Source organism: Pollutimonas subterranea (genome assembly GCF_002849655.1).
GTDB lineage: Bacteria > Pseudomonadota > Gammaproteobacteria > Burkholderiales > Burkholderiaceae_B > Pollutimonas > Pollutimonas subterranea.
In genome coordinates this window covers 65,784-81,623 of record NZ_PDNW01000010.1, presented here as the reverse complement: position 1 = coordinate 81,623, position 15,840 = coordinate 65,784, and the positions used below count along the sequence as shown (strand labels likewise).

Genomic DNA, 15,840 nt, shown 5'->3' with positions numbered 1-15,840 from the left:
CACGACTCGGGATGGCATGCACCGATCATGCCGACTCAGATGGTATTCAGGCTGTATCGCAGATGGCAGCCGCCTTGCTGTGCCACGAAGCCATTCCTGAATCCATACACGCATTCGGCGTAGATGCCACTACGTTCGATATGGCTCGCTTTCGACCAGCCACCCCGTAAGAGCCGACTGAGGTATTTCCATCGCCAGCTAACTCGTCGTACAATCCGTCCTCGCATTCGTCCATGGGTTCCCTAACCCCATTCACTAAAAAGGCTCATCATGACCCCGACATATGTCCCGCAATCGCGGGTATCGCTCTACCTCGCCTTGCTGGTAGCGTTCCACGTCCTTATCATCATTGCCAGCAACTACCTGGTGCAGCTGCCCATCGACCTGTTTGGCTTTCACAGCACCTGGGGCGCCTTCAGCTTCCCTTTTATTTTCCTGGCCACCGACTTGACCGTGCGACTGATCGGCAAGACCCAGGCACGTAGCGTAATAGCGCGCGCCATGATACCGGCCTTGATCGCCTCCTACATCGTGTCGGTACTGTTCCATGAAGGCAGCTTCAATGGCATCAACACACTGAGCGAATTCAACAGCTTCGTGTTCCGCATCGCCTTCGCCAGTTTCGCCGCCTACGTGCTGGGTCAGCTACTGGACGTGCAAGTGTTCGACCGCATGCGCCGCAGCTATATACAGTGGTGGGTAGCACCCGCAGCGGCGGCCGTGGTGGGCCAGGCGCTGGACACAGCCGTGTTCTTCGGTGTTGCCTTCTGGCGCAGCAGCAACCCTTTCATGGCCGCACACTGGGCAGAAATCGCCATGGTGGACTACGTCATCAAACTGGCCGTGAGCTTGCTGCTGTTCGTGCCCATGTACGGTGTTGCCCTGAACGCTATCGTCCGGAGCATGAAACGACGCGATGCCGCATTGGCCGGGGCGTGACGCCCCCCATTCGCGACTATCCGAAGATCGTCGCGAATGGGGTAAGTTCATCGCGGCCGAAACGCCGCGCTTGTACCCCATTGCAAGTTAGAACTTCCAGCTTGCCTTCAACGACCCCGAATGGCTACGGACTTTATTGGACAGCAGGCCGTCGTATTGAAGCCTGACGTCCATGCCTTTCTTGCCTAGCACTTGAACACCTCCCGATACCTGGCCAAAGACTCGCCCGGTATCGAGCGTGGAGTTGAAGGGATCTGTACCGGCGGGCGCGCTCGCGAAGCGGGCTCGAGTATCCCACTTGCCGGTGCTGGAGAACGATACCCCGACGCTGGCATAAGGACGAACGGTGTAGCCATTGTCCAGTTCGAAACGTCCGCCCACTTCCACGCCGGGTGAGACGATTGCCGACCACTTGCTGACGCCTTCCACATGCAGATTCAGTGCGCCGGCGCCTCGTTCTTCAAACGAGGGCATGCGTGTATGAATCACGTCCAGATCGACGAACGGCTTGATGTAGGAGCGGGGCATGGCGTGGGTGTAGGCAGCACGCAGGCGTTGAGCAATGGCGGTGACGTGCGAATCGCTCTTGGCCTGTGCGCCCATCAATGCTGCGCTGCGGGTGTTGTCGAACGATCCATAACTGCCGGTCAAGGCACCGGAGAAGGTCCACGGACCGCTCTCGTGCTTGAGGGAAACGCCCAGGTAGCCGGTGTCTCCCTCTACGCGCTGACGCCGGTCATCGGATCGCATGGTCTTATTCTCATAAGCGCCGGCCACACCAACGAACCAGTTTGGCGCGATGCTGCGTTGTGCGCCGATCTGATACGAAACACCTTCGGATTTCAGCCCGGACGTGCCGCCGCTGCCGTCCATTTGCGTTGTGTTGCCAGAGATACGTCCCCAGACGCAATCACGTTCGCCCATCTGGGTGCCTGTGCCAATATAGCTGGGGCAGCTCATCAGCGAGTTTGAGAATGACATCATGTCGGCTTGCTTGAGCGCTGCGGGTGCAGCCAGTACACCGGGCGAGAGATCATTCAGCGCGTTGGCATAACTTACGCTGCCCTGGCCGGCGGACCGGTTCAGAGCGGCGTACATGGTGCCGAGTTCTTCGTTGCTGCCCCGGTCCCAGATGTCTTGCAGATGTTGCCCAAGAGCATGGAGATTGCTTCCAACGCCATACGATGTGGATGTCTCGTTGAACCTTGCGGCATCAACCGTCACGGCAAGCGAATTGTCCGCTTGGCGGGTTCGATACGTGAACAGCTCGGACTCGCCTCGCACGGCCGCGCCATGCGTAAGGGTTCCCGCCTGCAAGAAGGTGAGCTCCCGGTTGGGCATCAGCGAGTTGGCGACTACCTTGACGTTGCCATCCAGCCTGGCATGCCCATCCACTGCGAGAAGATCGGTGGTTTTCGCGACGAAGTCAGTCGCTACCTGTAGCACGCCTTGGCTGCCTTGAGTGAAGTCGCCGGTCACGCGCAGGGTGTCGCTGCCGTCGGTCTTGCCTATTAGCACACGGCCCTGGTTGACGACATGGCCTTGCACCAAGTTGGCGTTGGCAAAGGTACCGTCGTTGGACAGGGTACCCATTGCAGCGGCATTGCCTCCGTCCGAACCGACGTTACCGGAAGTGGAACCCCCGCCCAAAATGAGGTTGCCGTAGATCTGACCGCCTGAGTTGGTGACGTTGGTCTTGCCGGTTCCCGTCTGTAAAACAGCTGAAGATCCCGTAAGAACGCCGTTGGCCGTGACAGTCACGCTACTGGTCGCTGGACTGTCTATCCAGATGCCGCCACCCGTCGCATTCAGCCCGGATTGGCCTGATACCTGGCTGGACACAGTAATATCCACGGGTGCAGGCGTGGCGGAGCCGTCGTAGGTCTGGGCGAAAACAGCAAAGGAATTGTCACCAGAGACTGACACGCCAGAGTTCAGTTTCATGGTGATGCTGCCTGACTGGCCGCCCTTGGATTGCCCCAATGCGCCTGCAAAGCTTCCTTGGCTATTGCCGCCCAGTCCACCAGCCGCTGCAAGCGACTGTGCAATGATGCCATGGGCGCCGGCGCCTGAAGTCGCGACACCGTCGTTCAACGTCAGCGTGATATCGCCACTATTCCAGCTCGGCGAGTTATTGGCGTTGCCATCGGCCCAGCCTGTCTTCAAGGGGCCGTTGGCGGTATCGCCGCCTATACCACCGCCACCTGCAATTGACTGGAGCACGATGCCGTGCGCGCCACGGCCCGAGGTGTCAATGTCGCTTCCCGGGGCAAGCTCGATATTGAGGTCGCCACTTTGCAGGGAACCACCAACAACCGGCGCCGCTATGTTGACGGACTGGATATTCGCACCCGGACCGGCGGACACGATACCGCCGCCGCCGCCAATCGACTGTGCCACCAACCCGAAGGCATGATCCCCAGTAGTCTGGACTCTCACGACGGAATTAACGTCGATGTCACCGCCCATGCTGTTTCCTGTCGCACCGCCGCCGCCGAGTTGTAGCCGCAGTAGCGAACCGATTCCGGTGGCACCCAAGGAAAGCCCGTTAGCGGCCGCAACGCCGCCACCACCGCCGATGGACTGCAGTACGATCCCGTGCGAGTCGCGTCCGTAGGTGCGGGCCGTCACGATGCTGTTCGGGGCGTTCAAGTAGATTTCGCCGCCGCCGCCTGCGTTACCGCCACCACCGCCGATGCCAAGGCCGACGACCAGGTCTGCATCTTTTTTAGACTGCTGCGTCACGATATCTGAGGCCACCCCACCCTGGCCGCCGCCGCCGCCGATGGACTGCGCCAGCAGGCCGTAGCTGACATCACCATTAGTAAAGATGAACTTATCAGAAGTATCAGGGCCAGCAAACATGTTCAACGTAATGTCGCCGCCATTGCCGCCAGCGCCACCGCTGCCGCCCACCGAGATGTTCGCGGAAGAACTGCCCTTGGCATTCTTGGCGGTGGCGGCTCCGCCGGCCCCGCCGCCGGCCCCGATGGATTGCACGACCATGCCATCGGCAAAATCGCCATGTGTCGTAATCAGACCGGAGTAGTTCACAGTGACTGCACCGCCCGCGCCGGACGCGCCACCGGTGCCACCCACACCGACTGAAAGCGAATAGCTGCCCAAGTCGGTGTCCTCGGGATCGTTACTTGGTGGATCGTTACTTGGTGGATCGTTACTTGGTGGATCATCACTTGGCACGGCCGGCACAGAATAGGTCGTGGGGCCCCCAGATGCATCCGCCCCGGCGTTGCCGCCAAGGCCGCCACCTCCGCCGATACTTTGAATCAGGACACCGTCGGCATCGCCCCCGGCCGTCGTGATCGTCGTGCCGGATGTCAGTGTCACGGTTCCCCCGTCCCCGCCAGAGCCTCCGGTTGCGCCTACGGAAACACCCACCGACGCATTGAGTGTGGTGGCGCCTTGCGCGGGTTCGTCCTCTTCCTCGCCGCCGCCTCCACCGCCTTTGGAAAGCGGCAGACCAACGTCGACGGTGGTGCCTTGCGCCGCGCCGCCGCCGCCGCCAACGGAGTGCAGCACCATCCCGCGGGATCCCGATCCGTAGGTCGTGATGGCAGACCCGGACTTCGTGGTGGCCGTGATAGCGCCACCTTTATTGCCGGTGCCTGCCGAGCCGCCTACCCCTACCAGGACGGTATAGGACTTTCCTTGCGAGACGCCACCCGACCCGCTGCTTCCTGCGCCGGCGTTACCGCCACCTCCGCCTATCGATTGAGCCAGCACACCATTGGAGAGGTCATCGAAGGTTGTGATGCTGGCGGCCGAGTCCATGCCCAGCGTGACGCCGCCGCCCGTTCCGCCCGTTCCGCCCTTGCCGCCTACCGCTACGTTGATGTTGAGGCTGACGCTTTGGGAAGGAATGGAGACGTCGGTACTCATGGCGTTGGATGCGCCGCCATTGCCACCGCCCCCGCCAATGGATTGCGCGATCACCGCGTGCGAGCCTTGGCCGCCGGTGTAAATAGCGGTGGAGTCGAGCAGTTGTACGTTGACCGCTCCGCCCGTGCTGCCAGACCCGCCTGCGCCGCCGACGGCGACATCGGCGGAGATCGCAAAGCTCGCATCTTCAGAGACCGGTACGGGTACGACTATGCTCTTGGCAGATGCGCTACCGCCGTTGCCGCCGCCCCCACCGATTGACTGCGCGACAATGCCATAAGAGTCCGAGCGTTCGACCGAGGTGCCATTGGACGCACCGTTGCTGCCATTCGTTCCGACGCCGGCCGTACTGATCGTTACCCCGTCCAGATTAAGCGCTACCTCGCTGCCCGCGCCGCCGGCTCCGCCGGAGCCGCCCACGGCGACGCCCAGGCTGAAGCCAATATTGGCGCTGAAGCCCTGTGCCGCGCCGCCATTACCACCTCCGCCGCCGATGGACTGCGCGATGATGCCGCCCGCTGCAATTCCTGAGGTCGCCAGATTGAGGTTGGTGAGGTTTATGTCGACCTCACTTCCGTTACCGCCCCCGCCTGCGGTGCCACCAATGGCTACGGCCGCAGGGGACTGTACGGAATCAAGCTTTGCAGCCCCCCCATTGCCGCCCCCGCCGCCAATCGATTGAGCGAGTATGCCGATCGAGCCATTACCCGACGTGCTTACTTTGCCAGCAAGCGAGTTTTGGATGGTGACCTTACTGCCGGAACTGGCGCTTGCCGCACTGCCCCCGATCGACACGGCGGGTATCGCGGTGGAAATGGCCAGCGAGTGACCCCCGTTGCCACCACCCCCACCAATGGATTGTGCGACGACGCCCAGCGCATAATCGCCCAGAGTCGTTATGTTGGTGCCCGGGTCGACGGTGACCGCGCCGCCGGAACCGCCAGACTCGCCTGAGCCTCCGACTGCCGTGATACCCGCCCCTGAGCCGCCACTGCCACCACTGCCCCCGACAGACTGGGCCAGTATGCCGATTGAGCCATCCCCCGTTGTATCAACACTGCCGATGGTAACGGTTACCGTGTCTGCGTCGTTGCTTCCCGAGTTGTTGACAGATCCGCCCACCGAAAACAAGCCGGATGCCGAGCCCGCTGTACCACCCCCACCGCCAATCGACTGCGCGATGACGCCAATGGCAGAATCACCACTGGTCGACACCTTCGACGTTCCACTGATGGTTACAGCTCGACCTGAGCCACCTGCTCCACCTGCGCCGCCCAGCGACACAATAGAGTCTGCGACTGCGCCTGCACCACCGCTCCCGCCAATGGACTGCGCCACCATGCCATGGGCATATTGTCCCTGGGTCGTGACGGTTCCAGAGGAGTTAATGGTGGCATTGGCGCCATTGCCGCCATTGCCGCCTTTTCCACTACCTCCAGGCAAGCTGCTTGTAAAGTCTTCGCCCGTACCGCCACCACCACCGATGGATTGCGCAAGCATACCCATGGAATTGGTGCCCTGCGTAGACACAACGCTGTTTGCATCAGCAGTGATCTGGGCTATTCCTCCGTTCTGCCCCACCCCCGCTTGTTTGACAGCGGAACCGCCGTAGCCACCGATACTTTGGGCTGACACGCCAATGGCTTCGATACCACTGGTGGATATGCTGGTCTGTTGACCGTCTTGGCTACCCTTGGAGTGAAGCGTAACGGTCACTGTGCCAGACGTGCCGCCATTGCCACCATTGGCGCGATAGCTACTCTCGCTGTCGCTACCGCCGTTGCCCCCAAAGGAGTACGCCGTAACACCAGCGACCTTGTCGCCCGTAGCGGTAAGGTCGACCCAGTAAAGGTCTGTGGTAATCGAACCGGCGTTGCCGCCATTACCGCCATAGCCGCCATTTGAGTCTTGATTGCCACCGTTTCCGCCGATGGACTGGGCCAATATCCCCGCGCTTGTGCCGGACACTGCTTGATCTACACCGACATTGATACTCGTGACTGCACTTAAATCCGTAAGGCCTGCGGTCAACGATACAACCCCAGAGTCACCGCCATTTCCGCCGTCGTCGTTTGTCCAGGTCGTTTCGCCGCCCTGGCCGCCAATACTTCTGGCAAGCAGGCCTACTACGCCGTCAGGCACATCCGTTTTGCTTGTAAGGAATACGTCGACATTACCAGTGCTTAAGAAGGTTACATCGGCGGCGGTTCCCCCTTCGCCCATAGGTCTTTCGCCGCTTGCATGGTAACTGCTATCTCCGCCAACGGCTAGAGCCGCGACACCCCACGCCCGGGTGCCACCTTGCAAATTAGTTGACGCGCTTCCCAGTTTGACATCAGCGTAGTTGTCCATTTCGATGTTCTGGGTGTTGCCACCGTTTCCGCTGTAATTGTCATTCAGATCGCCTGACGTGTCCCTGCCTCCTTTGCCGCCACGGCTTTCCACCAATGCCCCCACCACACCGGAGTTCAGGGTACCGCCGGTAATAGTTACAGCAGACGAATTAAAAAGGGTCGTAGAAGCTCCGTTTCCGCCGCTCCCGCCGTTATTGTTGTGGGTTGGCTGATCGAAACCATCACCACCCACGCTGCTCACACCCACCCCAACCACCATACCGGATGGTGTCGCATCTGCAAGTGAAAGGTTGATCGAACCGTTCGTAGTGAGCATGGCCCCTAGAGCATCCATGCCATCCAGATAATCGCTATCGTCACGGCCGCTGGATCCTTGGCTCACCACCATGATGCCACTTAATGGCTCTCCGCCGAAGACCATTGTTTCGGAGCTACCTGGGTAGATCGTCTGGATCCCCACATCGTTGCCGCCAATATTGAAACTGGCAGTATTTGTTATTTGTTGTTCCTCAGAAGGATTACTTAACGTGAGTGACCCCCACAACGGCGAGTCTGCCGACAAGCTGCACGTTACTATGCCCGCCTTCTCGCTGCAGTCGTAGCCCAGGTTTGCATGGGCGGCCGCCAGCGGCAATAGCGAACCGGATATGCACAAAAGCAAATGGCCGCTGTATCCCAAGGCGCGGTTTAAAGGCCGTAGAATCAGGGCATTACGAACGGAATACACGGACGAGGCCCGCTGGTCAATACGACGTTGTTCGTGTTTGTGCATCGTGAATTTTTTCCAATGTAAAGGGATTTTGGCCGCGGTCTCGAACACCCAGAATGGGCGGATCATGCGCATGTGGTATGGTCGGCCAAACGTCCTAGGCCGTCTATCGGTTTTACGCTATTGACTATCGGAAAAACGCCGTTTTTAGTTAGCCGTCCAGTAACATGTGTACGCCCAGCACAAGTGGAATCAGATGATCGCCTCGCTATTCGCCCATGTACCGTTCGAGCAGCATCAAATCGTGAATACCGCCGACTTTGACGAGGCGCATCCCCTGATCTGCCAGGCACTCAATTCGGCCCGATTCCAGGTACTGCGCGGGAAGATCACCCACAACCGACTGGATTTGCTGCCCTGCGGCAATTTGTCGCTGCTGAAGCTGCGGTACGGGTACGGGGCGGACGTCAGCGTCGATCCCGACTGCCTGGATGGCTATTACCTACTGGTGCTGCCCACCCAGGGGCAGGCGCTGTTTCATTTCGATGGGCGCAGCATCGAGGTGTCACCGCAAGGGGCCGTCCTCATCAGTCCGGACAGACGGTTTCACTTCAGGGCCAGCGACGACTATGAACAGGTGCTGCTGCGCCTGGACCGGTCAGCCATCGCCGACGCCTGGTGCCGCCTGACAGCACAAGAACACGCGCCCGACATCTGCTTCGATGCGGTCATTCCCATGAATACGGCGGGCTGGCAAGCGCTGCTGCCCATGCTGCAATGGGTGGTGCGATGCTCGGGTCTCGGTCAGGACCAGGACACCGCCCGCGCAGCCCTGCTGGCTCAAACCGAGATGCTGGTCGCCACCACCCTGCTGCTGCACCAACCGCACAACATGGCGGCGCACTTGTGGCCGGCGCCACCACCTTCCGCGCCTCAGGCCATCCGGCGCGCACAAGCCTATATGCTCGAACATCTTGGCGAACATCTGCCGGTTGCCATGATCGCCAGCCATTGCGGCCTGTCAGTCAGGCGCCTGCAAGCGTTGTTCAAAGACGAATGCGCGCAATCGCCGTTGCAATGGCTGCGCATTCAGCGCCTGCAAGCGGTCCGGCAAGCCTTATCGCTGGCCGGCGATGCGCGCAAGGTCAGCGAAACCGCGGCACGCTTCGGCTTCACCCACCTGGGCGAGTTTTCGCGGGCCTACCACCAGGCTTTCGGCGAAACGCCGCAACAAACGCGCGGCAAGTAGGGTTGTAGCCAGGGACAGCCATCAACGTATGTCGACTACAGCGTTACTGCCTTTGCCCTATGCATCCAGAACGTGAACTTGAACTTGTCAGGCGGATATGTGTTCACGGTGATCAAGAAGGCCTGCTTGGCGCGGTCAAGGTACGCTTGTGCCTCTATAAAGCCTTAATATCACACTAACCTTGAGCCTTCGGAGACATACATATGGTCGAATTCAAAAATCGGGGTGATGCGATGAGAGTGCAAGCGAAGCAGCTTGTGCTCGACTTCATGCAAGATCATCCTAAGTGCCAAGCTGCTGCTGAAGGAATGAAGCAAGCCGAGATCTTTCGGGAGTGTGGATTTGGCTGGGGTGATTATCCGAAGGCTACTTCTTCCAGCCAGCAGTACTGGATAGCTGCTCTGCTTCAAGAGCTCGCAGCAAATGGCAAGGTTGCGCGCGTGCCAGAGTCCAAGTCGTGGCGTTTAGCCGTCCATTCGATCTGAAATACCCAATTTGATGGGTTAACGTCAAATTGCAAAGGCTGCACCCGGCCATGAGCGGTCATCATAAGGGGCCGCACCCAATACACTTCCCTTGGGGGGAAGATCTCTGTAGACGGAAAGGTAACAATAGGCTACTGTCTTCAATCAATGCAGAGACTTTTTCATGGGGTCCGATCCGGATCGGCCAATGATCGGATCGTAAAGTCTTGCGCCTCAATACAGTCTTCAGCTCATGATGGATAGACATGATTTACCAATGCAACGGATGCAACAGAACAACTTTTGAGACGGTCTGCCCTTGGTGCAACAGCTTCCAAACATCACCGTCTGCTCCATTGTTAACTCAGCAGTTGACCCCACTCGATCCCTCTTTCTACCCTGACTTTCAGTATCAGTCCAAAGGACTCATCAAAGATTTTTTGGGCAAGAAAAAAGAGCAGGCACAGTTGAACGATTTACTCAACAATGTACTGAGAAAATACGCGCAGCTTAAGCAACCCTATTTCACGAATTTCATCCATACCACCCGAGAAACCACGTCTATGATCAACGACGTCGGTGTGCCAGGTCCTAGACCAGAAGGGGAATATACTGAACGTGAGCTCTTCAGGGAGGTGCTAATTCGCAAGGGGTTCGATGAACTTGAAGGCTTGCCTTCACTGCTGGATAAGCTGCTTCTGACGACTTCGTTCAACTCAACTTACCTTGGTTTCTCCAGAGAGCTTAGCCGTCACATACAAGCTGACCTGAGTGATACTCTTCGATCATGGATCGACGAGGCTGGAACGACGTTCAGATCCGATCTTGCTCTGTTTTATTATTACCTCTGGGAAAACGATATCTCGTACCCGGATATTCAATTCAACGCTCAGGCCAACGCAACGGTCAATATTCCTCTGATTTCCTTGCCTGCCTTCCGATCAGGGCTGAATCATTGCGAGCGTGTCTACTTCGACATTCTCGTTGAGCGTCTGGGGAGCCAGCTTGAGCACTTCAACCCGAACCGGTTCATCACGATGTATCTGGTGGACGCAATGGACGGGTTCCAGTTCGAAGCCTTCTTGGTGGAAATTTTCCAAACCATCGGTTTCGACGTAAAAGAAACGAAGAAGACGGCTGACCAGGGTGCCGATTTGTTTGTCAGTCGCTTCGGAAAGAACATGGTGATCCAAGCAAAAAATTACACTGGCTCCGTCGGCAATACTGCCGTTCAACAAGCGATCTCGGCCAAGGCGTTCTACGGTTGTGATGAAGCCATGGTCGTAACCAATTCCTACTACACAAAATCAGCCAAGGAGCTTGCTTCCACGGCTGGTGTCCGCCTCATCGATCGTGAAGGCTTGCAGGCCTATCTGGATGATTACAATCAGAAGCTGATTGAGGTCTTCCAGGCTGAATCGGAAGAGGAGGACGAAGAAACGATGGCGTGGTAGGTCGTCGTGTTTACTCGTTCGATTACGCTGTTGTCTTCCTCTGCGGCTTCGCCGCTCCGACGGCCGGCCACCCCAAACGTATCAATTATGAATCCTTACTACATATACGCACTGAAGGATCCTCGTACAACACCTGCTGTACCGTTCTACGTCGGCAAAGGAACAGGAGTTCGGGCGTGGGAGCATACGCTTAAGGTGGACAGCACCCGCAAGGGCAAAAGGATTGCGGAGATTCATGCCGCTGGGCACAGTGGCATGGCTCAACTTGAGCGTTCAATGAAAACCTTTCAAGCCTCAATGATGGCATTGGGCCGCAAGCAGTAATTCGGTGAACTTCTGCTTGCGGCCAGGAGCAGCCGCTCATTCCCATTACTTGACAGTCAGTTGCGAGCTGATAGCAGCCACCGAGTTTCGGCTGGCCAGCGGTTGATGTACGAACGCAGGTAGGCTACGCGATACACTTCGAGCAGAATCGAATTCGCGCCAATGTGAGTCTTATATGACTCCAGTGAGCGAAAATATGGACTTGGTGATGACCCTCGGCTGGAATGACGTCGCCCTGGGAAAGGAGCTCGGGAGGGATGTTTTCATGATGCCAGACTATTTGCTCGGTCTGAAGAAGAGCACAACTGGGCTAACCACAAAGGAGGGAAGTTTCATTGATGTGTGGGAATTTGATGTTCCAACCGATGAGGCCGTTCTTGATGCGTGGGCTTTGAATTTTCGTCAGCAGTACTGCTCTGACGAAGAGTTGCCGATTCTTATGGACGGAACTGGGATGACCGTTGAAGAGTATCTCAACAGCCACGTCTTCCCACACAAGTCAATTTCCCCCGGCCCATCTGTTCGTTCCGGGGACTTCGCGGAATTTCTCATCTCTGACTATCTTGAATATATTCTCGGTTATTGGGTTCCTAGAGGGAAGTATTCGGATAAGGCGAGTAAGGATGAGTCTGTGAAGGGTGTGGATGTCTTGGGATTCTTTGTTCAGGATTCCTCGAAACCAACTCAGAAAGACGCACTGATTGCCTTTGAGGTCAAAGCCTCGCTTTCCGGAAAGAAATACAACGCGCAGCTGCAAAGCGCTGTAGATGACGGGTCGAAGGACTTGTACCTTCGACAGGGATTTACGCTGAATGCTACGAAACGCAGACTGGCCCGGGCAGGCAAAGCTGCCGAGGTTGCCAAGATTTCAAGGTTTCAGAATATTGTTGATAACCCCTATAGCTATTATTCTGGGGCGGTTGCGGTGCTGTCGCACGGCGCTTACGACACAGCCAAACTCTCCGAAACGATAGCCAGCGGACACTCAAATCAGGCCAGCCTTGGACTTATGGTGGTTCGTGCTGGCCTTGTTATGGCGCTCGTCCACGAACTGTACGAAAGAGGCTGCAAATGAGAGCGGGCTTCGACAGTCGCCGCGTTTTCGGGATTACGCGATCAAAGGGGAAAATGTATGAATTTGGCTTGGAAGAGGACCAGCACATACGAGTTCCGCTTGGCACGGACCCTCTTCAACTCTTCCTCCTGGCAATCGGAACGCTCGGCGACGTAGCAGCCCAACTGGCAGACAGTGATTTTCCTCTGGCCCCTCTCCCGCCGGAGCCTCAGGCGGAACTGAATTTTTGCGCGAGCTTCTTTGATGCCGTCCTCGACTCAAGGTTTGCCCCAGAGCTGGATAGGCCGACTTTGCTATTGGCGTCCGCAGCATATTATATCGCTAGGCGCCCCGGTAGTAGCTTGGTTCTTGCGCGCAGAGTTCAAAGTTTAGGGAATGACAACGAGGTCGAAACGCTTCTTCAGTGGTTGCTCCGGGCAGACTGGTCCGAGTACTACCTCTTGGAGAACGACCGTTACGGTAGAAGGCTGTTAGAGATAGGCCGTGCCGTGTCGTCGCATTTCGTATTTGGAGCGGCAACGGAAGCACTCAGCGAACAATTGAAGGAGTTACGCGATCTTGTGTACAAGGTTGGCAGTCCAGAGGAATTGCTTTACGCGGATATTGCCCTTGCTGTTTGCCGTATGCGAGTTGCTGCGTCGGCATGGAAGAGGCTTCCGGAGTTCACAGGGATTTCGGCCGAACAATGGAGTCCTGTGATACGAAAGGGCACATTTCCGAAAGAGCTTTGGCCGTCACAACTCCTTCTGGGGCATAGGGGATTATTTAAAGGTGATTCTGGTTTGATCCAGATGCCCACCAGCGCAGGAAAAACTCGCTCCATAGAAATAATTCTGCGCAGCGCATTTATGGCGAAGCGAACAAAATTGGCGGTAGTTGTAGCGCCATTCCGGGCGCTCTGCCACGAGATTGCCATTTCCCTACGCCAAGACCTGGCAGGTTCCGATATAAAGGTCAATGAACTCTCCGATGCTTTGCAAATCGACTTTCTTGACCAAGTGGCGGAGCTTCTGGGAGGTGCGCCGCCGGAAACCTCATATGTTCTTGTGCTGACTCCAGAGAAGTTTCTCTATGTCTTGCGTCAGTCACCCGAGGCACTTAAACATATCGGCTTGGTTATCTACGATGAAGGGCATCAGTTCGATACAGGCACTCGGGGAATTACCTATGAGTTGCTTCTAACGGAAATCAAATCGCTCTTGCCCAGCGCAGCCCAGACAGTGCTGATCTCAGCCGTCATGAAGAACCCTCAAGCTATCGCTACTTGGTTGATGGGGCAGGAAAGAGGGCAAGTGATTGACGGCGCAACGCTTTTGCCGACTAGTCGGTCGGTGGCATTCGCAAGTTGGGCGGAATCTCTCGGCCAGTTGATGTTTTATGAGAATGGTTACGCGAAACGGGATTACTTCGTCCCGAAGCTGATCAAGGCCACGACTCTCGGTGGATTAAAGCCGGTCGATAGAGATTTTCCGAAGAGAGGGAAGTCTACCGATGTTTCGCTCTATCTTGGGCTGCGCGTAGCTGGGAAAGGTGCTGTGGCGGTCTTCTGCGGAACCAAAGTAATTGCGAACGGAATAGCTAAACGGGCCGTTCAAATTGAAGAGGCGGGGTATTCCGTTGAGTGGCCCGAAGCGCATGCGAATGCAAATGAGGTTCTTGCGCTATGTAAATTAATGGGCGGCAACTTTGGGGTGGACTCACTCCAGACTAAGGCCGCTAACCTGGGCGTGTATACGCATCATAGCAACACACCTCACGGTATACGTCTGGCGCTTGAGCATGCGATGCAAAAGGGGCTCATCAATTTCATTGCATGTACTTCAACACTTGCGCAAGGAGTTAATCTCCCGATTCGGTATTTAATTGTTCAGGGGGTAAACCAAGGGGCAGGCCGGGTGAAGGTCAGGGATTTTCAGAACCTCATTGGTCGGGCGGGACGCGCTGGACTGCACACGGAGGGGGTCGTGATTTTCGCCGACTCCAGTATTTATGATGAGCGTCATGGCGGAGGTAACGGCTGGAAGTTTGACAATGCCGTGGACTTGCTTTCGCCTAATCAGGCTGAGGGGGTGACTAGTTCCCTTTTGCTTCTTCTTTCGCCGTTCTCTTTGTCAAGGACGCTGGAGTGGAGATTCTCAGCTTCCGAATTACTCAATTTAATAGCCGACGAGCCAAGCTGGATTGATTGGTCGAATGGTCTGGCGGCGCAAGCGCCGAAACTCGACGAAGCAAAAAAGAAGGCGTTGGCCAAGACTTTGCTTGGGGACTTGAGCGAGCGCAAGAGAATGATTCATGCGCTCGAAAGCTACTTGATGGCTAACCGTCAAGCGCTGAGTGACGAGGCCTTCGTGCAGCTCGCGGGAGAGCTGGCCCAAAGGACACTCGCATATTCGTTGGCTACGCCTGAAGAGGCCATCAAAGTGCAGGATCTTTTTGGCTTGGTAGCTCAGCAAGTGCAGCTCCTGGAGAGTTCGCCCGCTAAACAGGCATCTTTTGGAAAGACTCTGCTTGGAGTTGAGCAAGCGAAGCGCGTTGAGGAGTGGGGACTCGAGAACCGAGAAGCTCTTTACGGGCTAAGCAGTAACGAAGAATGGTTGGCTGCTGTCTGGCCTCTTTTCGGAGAGTTGTGTGACGATAAGTTTTTCCGCGCAGTCCAGCCCGCATCTGCGGGAAAAGAACTAGCTCTTTCTTGGATTAGAGGAGTCGGGTACGGTGCCATTTTTAAGCAGGCAGGAGAACTTAAGGTAAAAAAGAAGGCTGGTGAGCGCTTCATGAAGGTGAGTGACGACGATGTGCTCAATTTTCTTGAAAACGCTTTAGCGTTCGACTGCGCACTCATTATGGCTGCCTTGGTTCAGTTTCTGTTTGCGCCAGATGATTTTTATACCCCCAACGCTGCTTCAATTGCATCCTTCCAAAAGAGCTTGAAGAACGGGCTACCTGATAGCCTTTCCATGAGCGCATTTGAAGCCGGGTTCGCCGACAGGTTCCTTGCTCAAACCATGCGGGATGCTCTAAGAGCGGATGGATTTGAAGGGGACTATTTCGACTCAGCGAAGGACTCGCATCTTGAGGCCGTTCGCCAAGTGGTGTCAACAACCCCTGCATACTTCGCGCAGTTCGTGGAATAGATCCCGAGAGAACCCATGGCATACGTCATTGGGGACTATTGACCGGCGGGTAGCCTGGATCGCACCGACTATGGTAACCACTCAATGCTGCGAGCGAAGGCGGCACTGATTTACCAGCGTACCAAGAAATTCCGTGCTGTCTAGCAGGTACTTGGGCATAACAAGCTGGAGTCGACGGTGCGCTACTTCGGCATCGAGTTTGATGACGCACTTGAGATTCCTGAGCAGACCGAGATTTAAA

9 protein-coding genes and 1 pseudogene are annotated in these 15,840 nt (G+C 56.7%); 9 read left to right on the top strand and 1 reads right to left on the bottom strand.

The features are described 5' to 3' along the window. The first annotated feature begins 11 nt into the window (after positions 1 to 11). Together CR159_RS21590 and CR159_RS12775 are read left to right on the top strand one after the other, a co-directional pair. Entirely contained in the window at positions 12 to 170 is a 159-nt protein-coding gene (locus CR159_RS21590; RefSeq protein WP_158238542.1) for a hypothetical protein, read from the top strand. A 100-nt stretch (positions 171 to 270) separates the two neighbouring features. Next, positions 271 to 939 carry a 7-cyano-7-deazaguanine/7-aminomethyl-7-deazaguanine transporter gene (locus tag CR159_RS12775; RefSeq protein WP_102074345.1) on the top strand — a complete coding sequence of 223 codons (669 nt, stop codon included), beginning with the start codon at positions 271 to 273 and terminating at the stop codon, positions 937 to 939. A gap of 87 nt (positions 940 to 1,026) precedes the next feature. Here CR159_RS12775 and CR159_RS12770 read toward each other — a convergent pair whose 3' ends face one another. Further along, a complete protein-coding gene (locus tag CR159_RS12770; protein ID WP_143705462.1) occupies positions 1,027 to 7,965 on the bottom strand; it encodes an autotransporter outer membrane beta-barrel domain-containing protein in 6,939 nt (2,312 codons plus the stop codon). Positions 7,966 to 8,158: 193 nt separating this feature from the next. Here CR159_RS12770 and CR159_RS12765 point away from each other — a divergent pair, with 193 nt between their 5' ends. From CR159_RS12765 to CR159_RS21880, 7 genes and pseudogenes are all read left to right on the top strand, one after another. Beyond that, entirely contained in the window at positions 8,159 to 9,151 is a 993-nt protein-coding gene (locus CR159_RS12765; protein WP_102074343.1) for an AraC-like ligand-binding domain-containing protein, read from the top strand. A 203-nt stretch (positions 9,152 to 9,354) separates the two neighbouring features. Next, entirely contained in the window at positions 9,355 to 9,636 is a 282-nt protein-coding gene (locus tag CR159_RS12760) for a hypothetical protein (RefSeq protein ID WP_102074342.1), read from the top strand. Positions 9,637 to 9,881: 245 nt separating this feature from the next. After that, positions 9,882 to 11,069: a restriction endonuclease gene (locus CR159_RS21885; protein ID WP_102074341.1), complete on the top strand. Its 1,188-nt coding sequence runs from the start codon at positions 9,882 to 9,884 to the stop codon at positions 11,067 to 11,069. Between the two features lie 87 nt (positions 11,070 to 11,156). Next, positions 11,157 to 11,393 carry a GIY-YIG nuclease family protein gene (locus CR159_RS12750; RefSeq protein WP_102074340.1) on the top strand — a complete coding sequence of 79 codons (237 nt, stop codon included), beginning with the start codon at positions 11,157 to 11,159 and terminating at the stop codon, positions 11,391 to 11,393. A 175-nt stretch (positions 11,394 to 11,568) separates the two neighbouring features. After that, the gene (locus tag CR159_RS12745; protein WP_102074339.1) at positions 11,569 to 12,468 is read left to right on the top strand and encodes a Hachiman antiphage defense system protein HamA; all 900 of its coding nucleotides are present in this window, start codon (positions 11,569 to 11,571) and stop codon (positions 12,466 to 12,468) included. Continuing rightward, positions 12,465 to 15,599, top strand: a complete 3,135-nt coding sequence (locus CR159_RS12740) for a DEAD/DEAH box helicase (protein ID WP_102074338.1) — start codon at positions 12,465 to 12,467, stop codon at positions 15,597 to 15,599. Before CR159_RS12745 ends, CR159_RS12740 begins: the two co-directional genes overlap by 4 nt. A 54-nt stretch (positions 15,600 to 15,653) precedes the next feature. Continuing rightward, positions 15,654 to 15,839, top strand: a pseudogene (locus CR159_RS21880) (integrase); the annotation flags it as partial. Position 15,840: the final 1 nt, after the last annotated feature.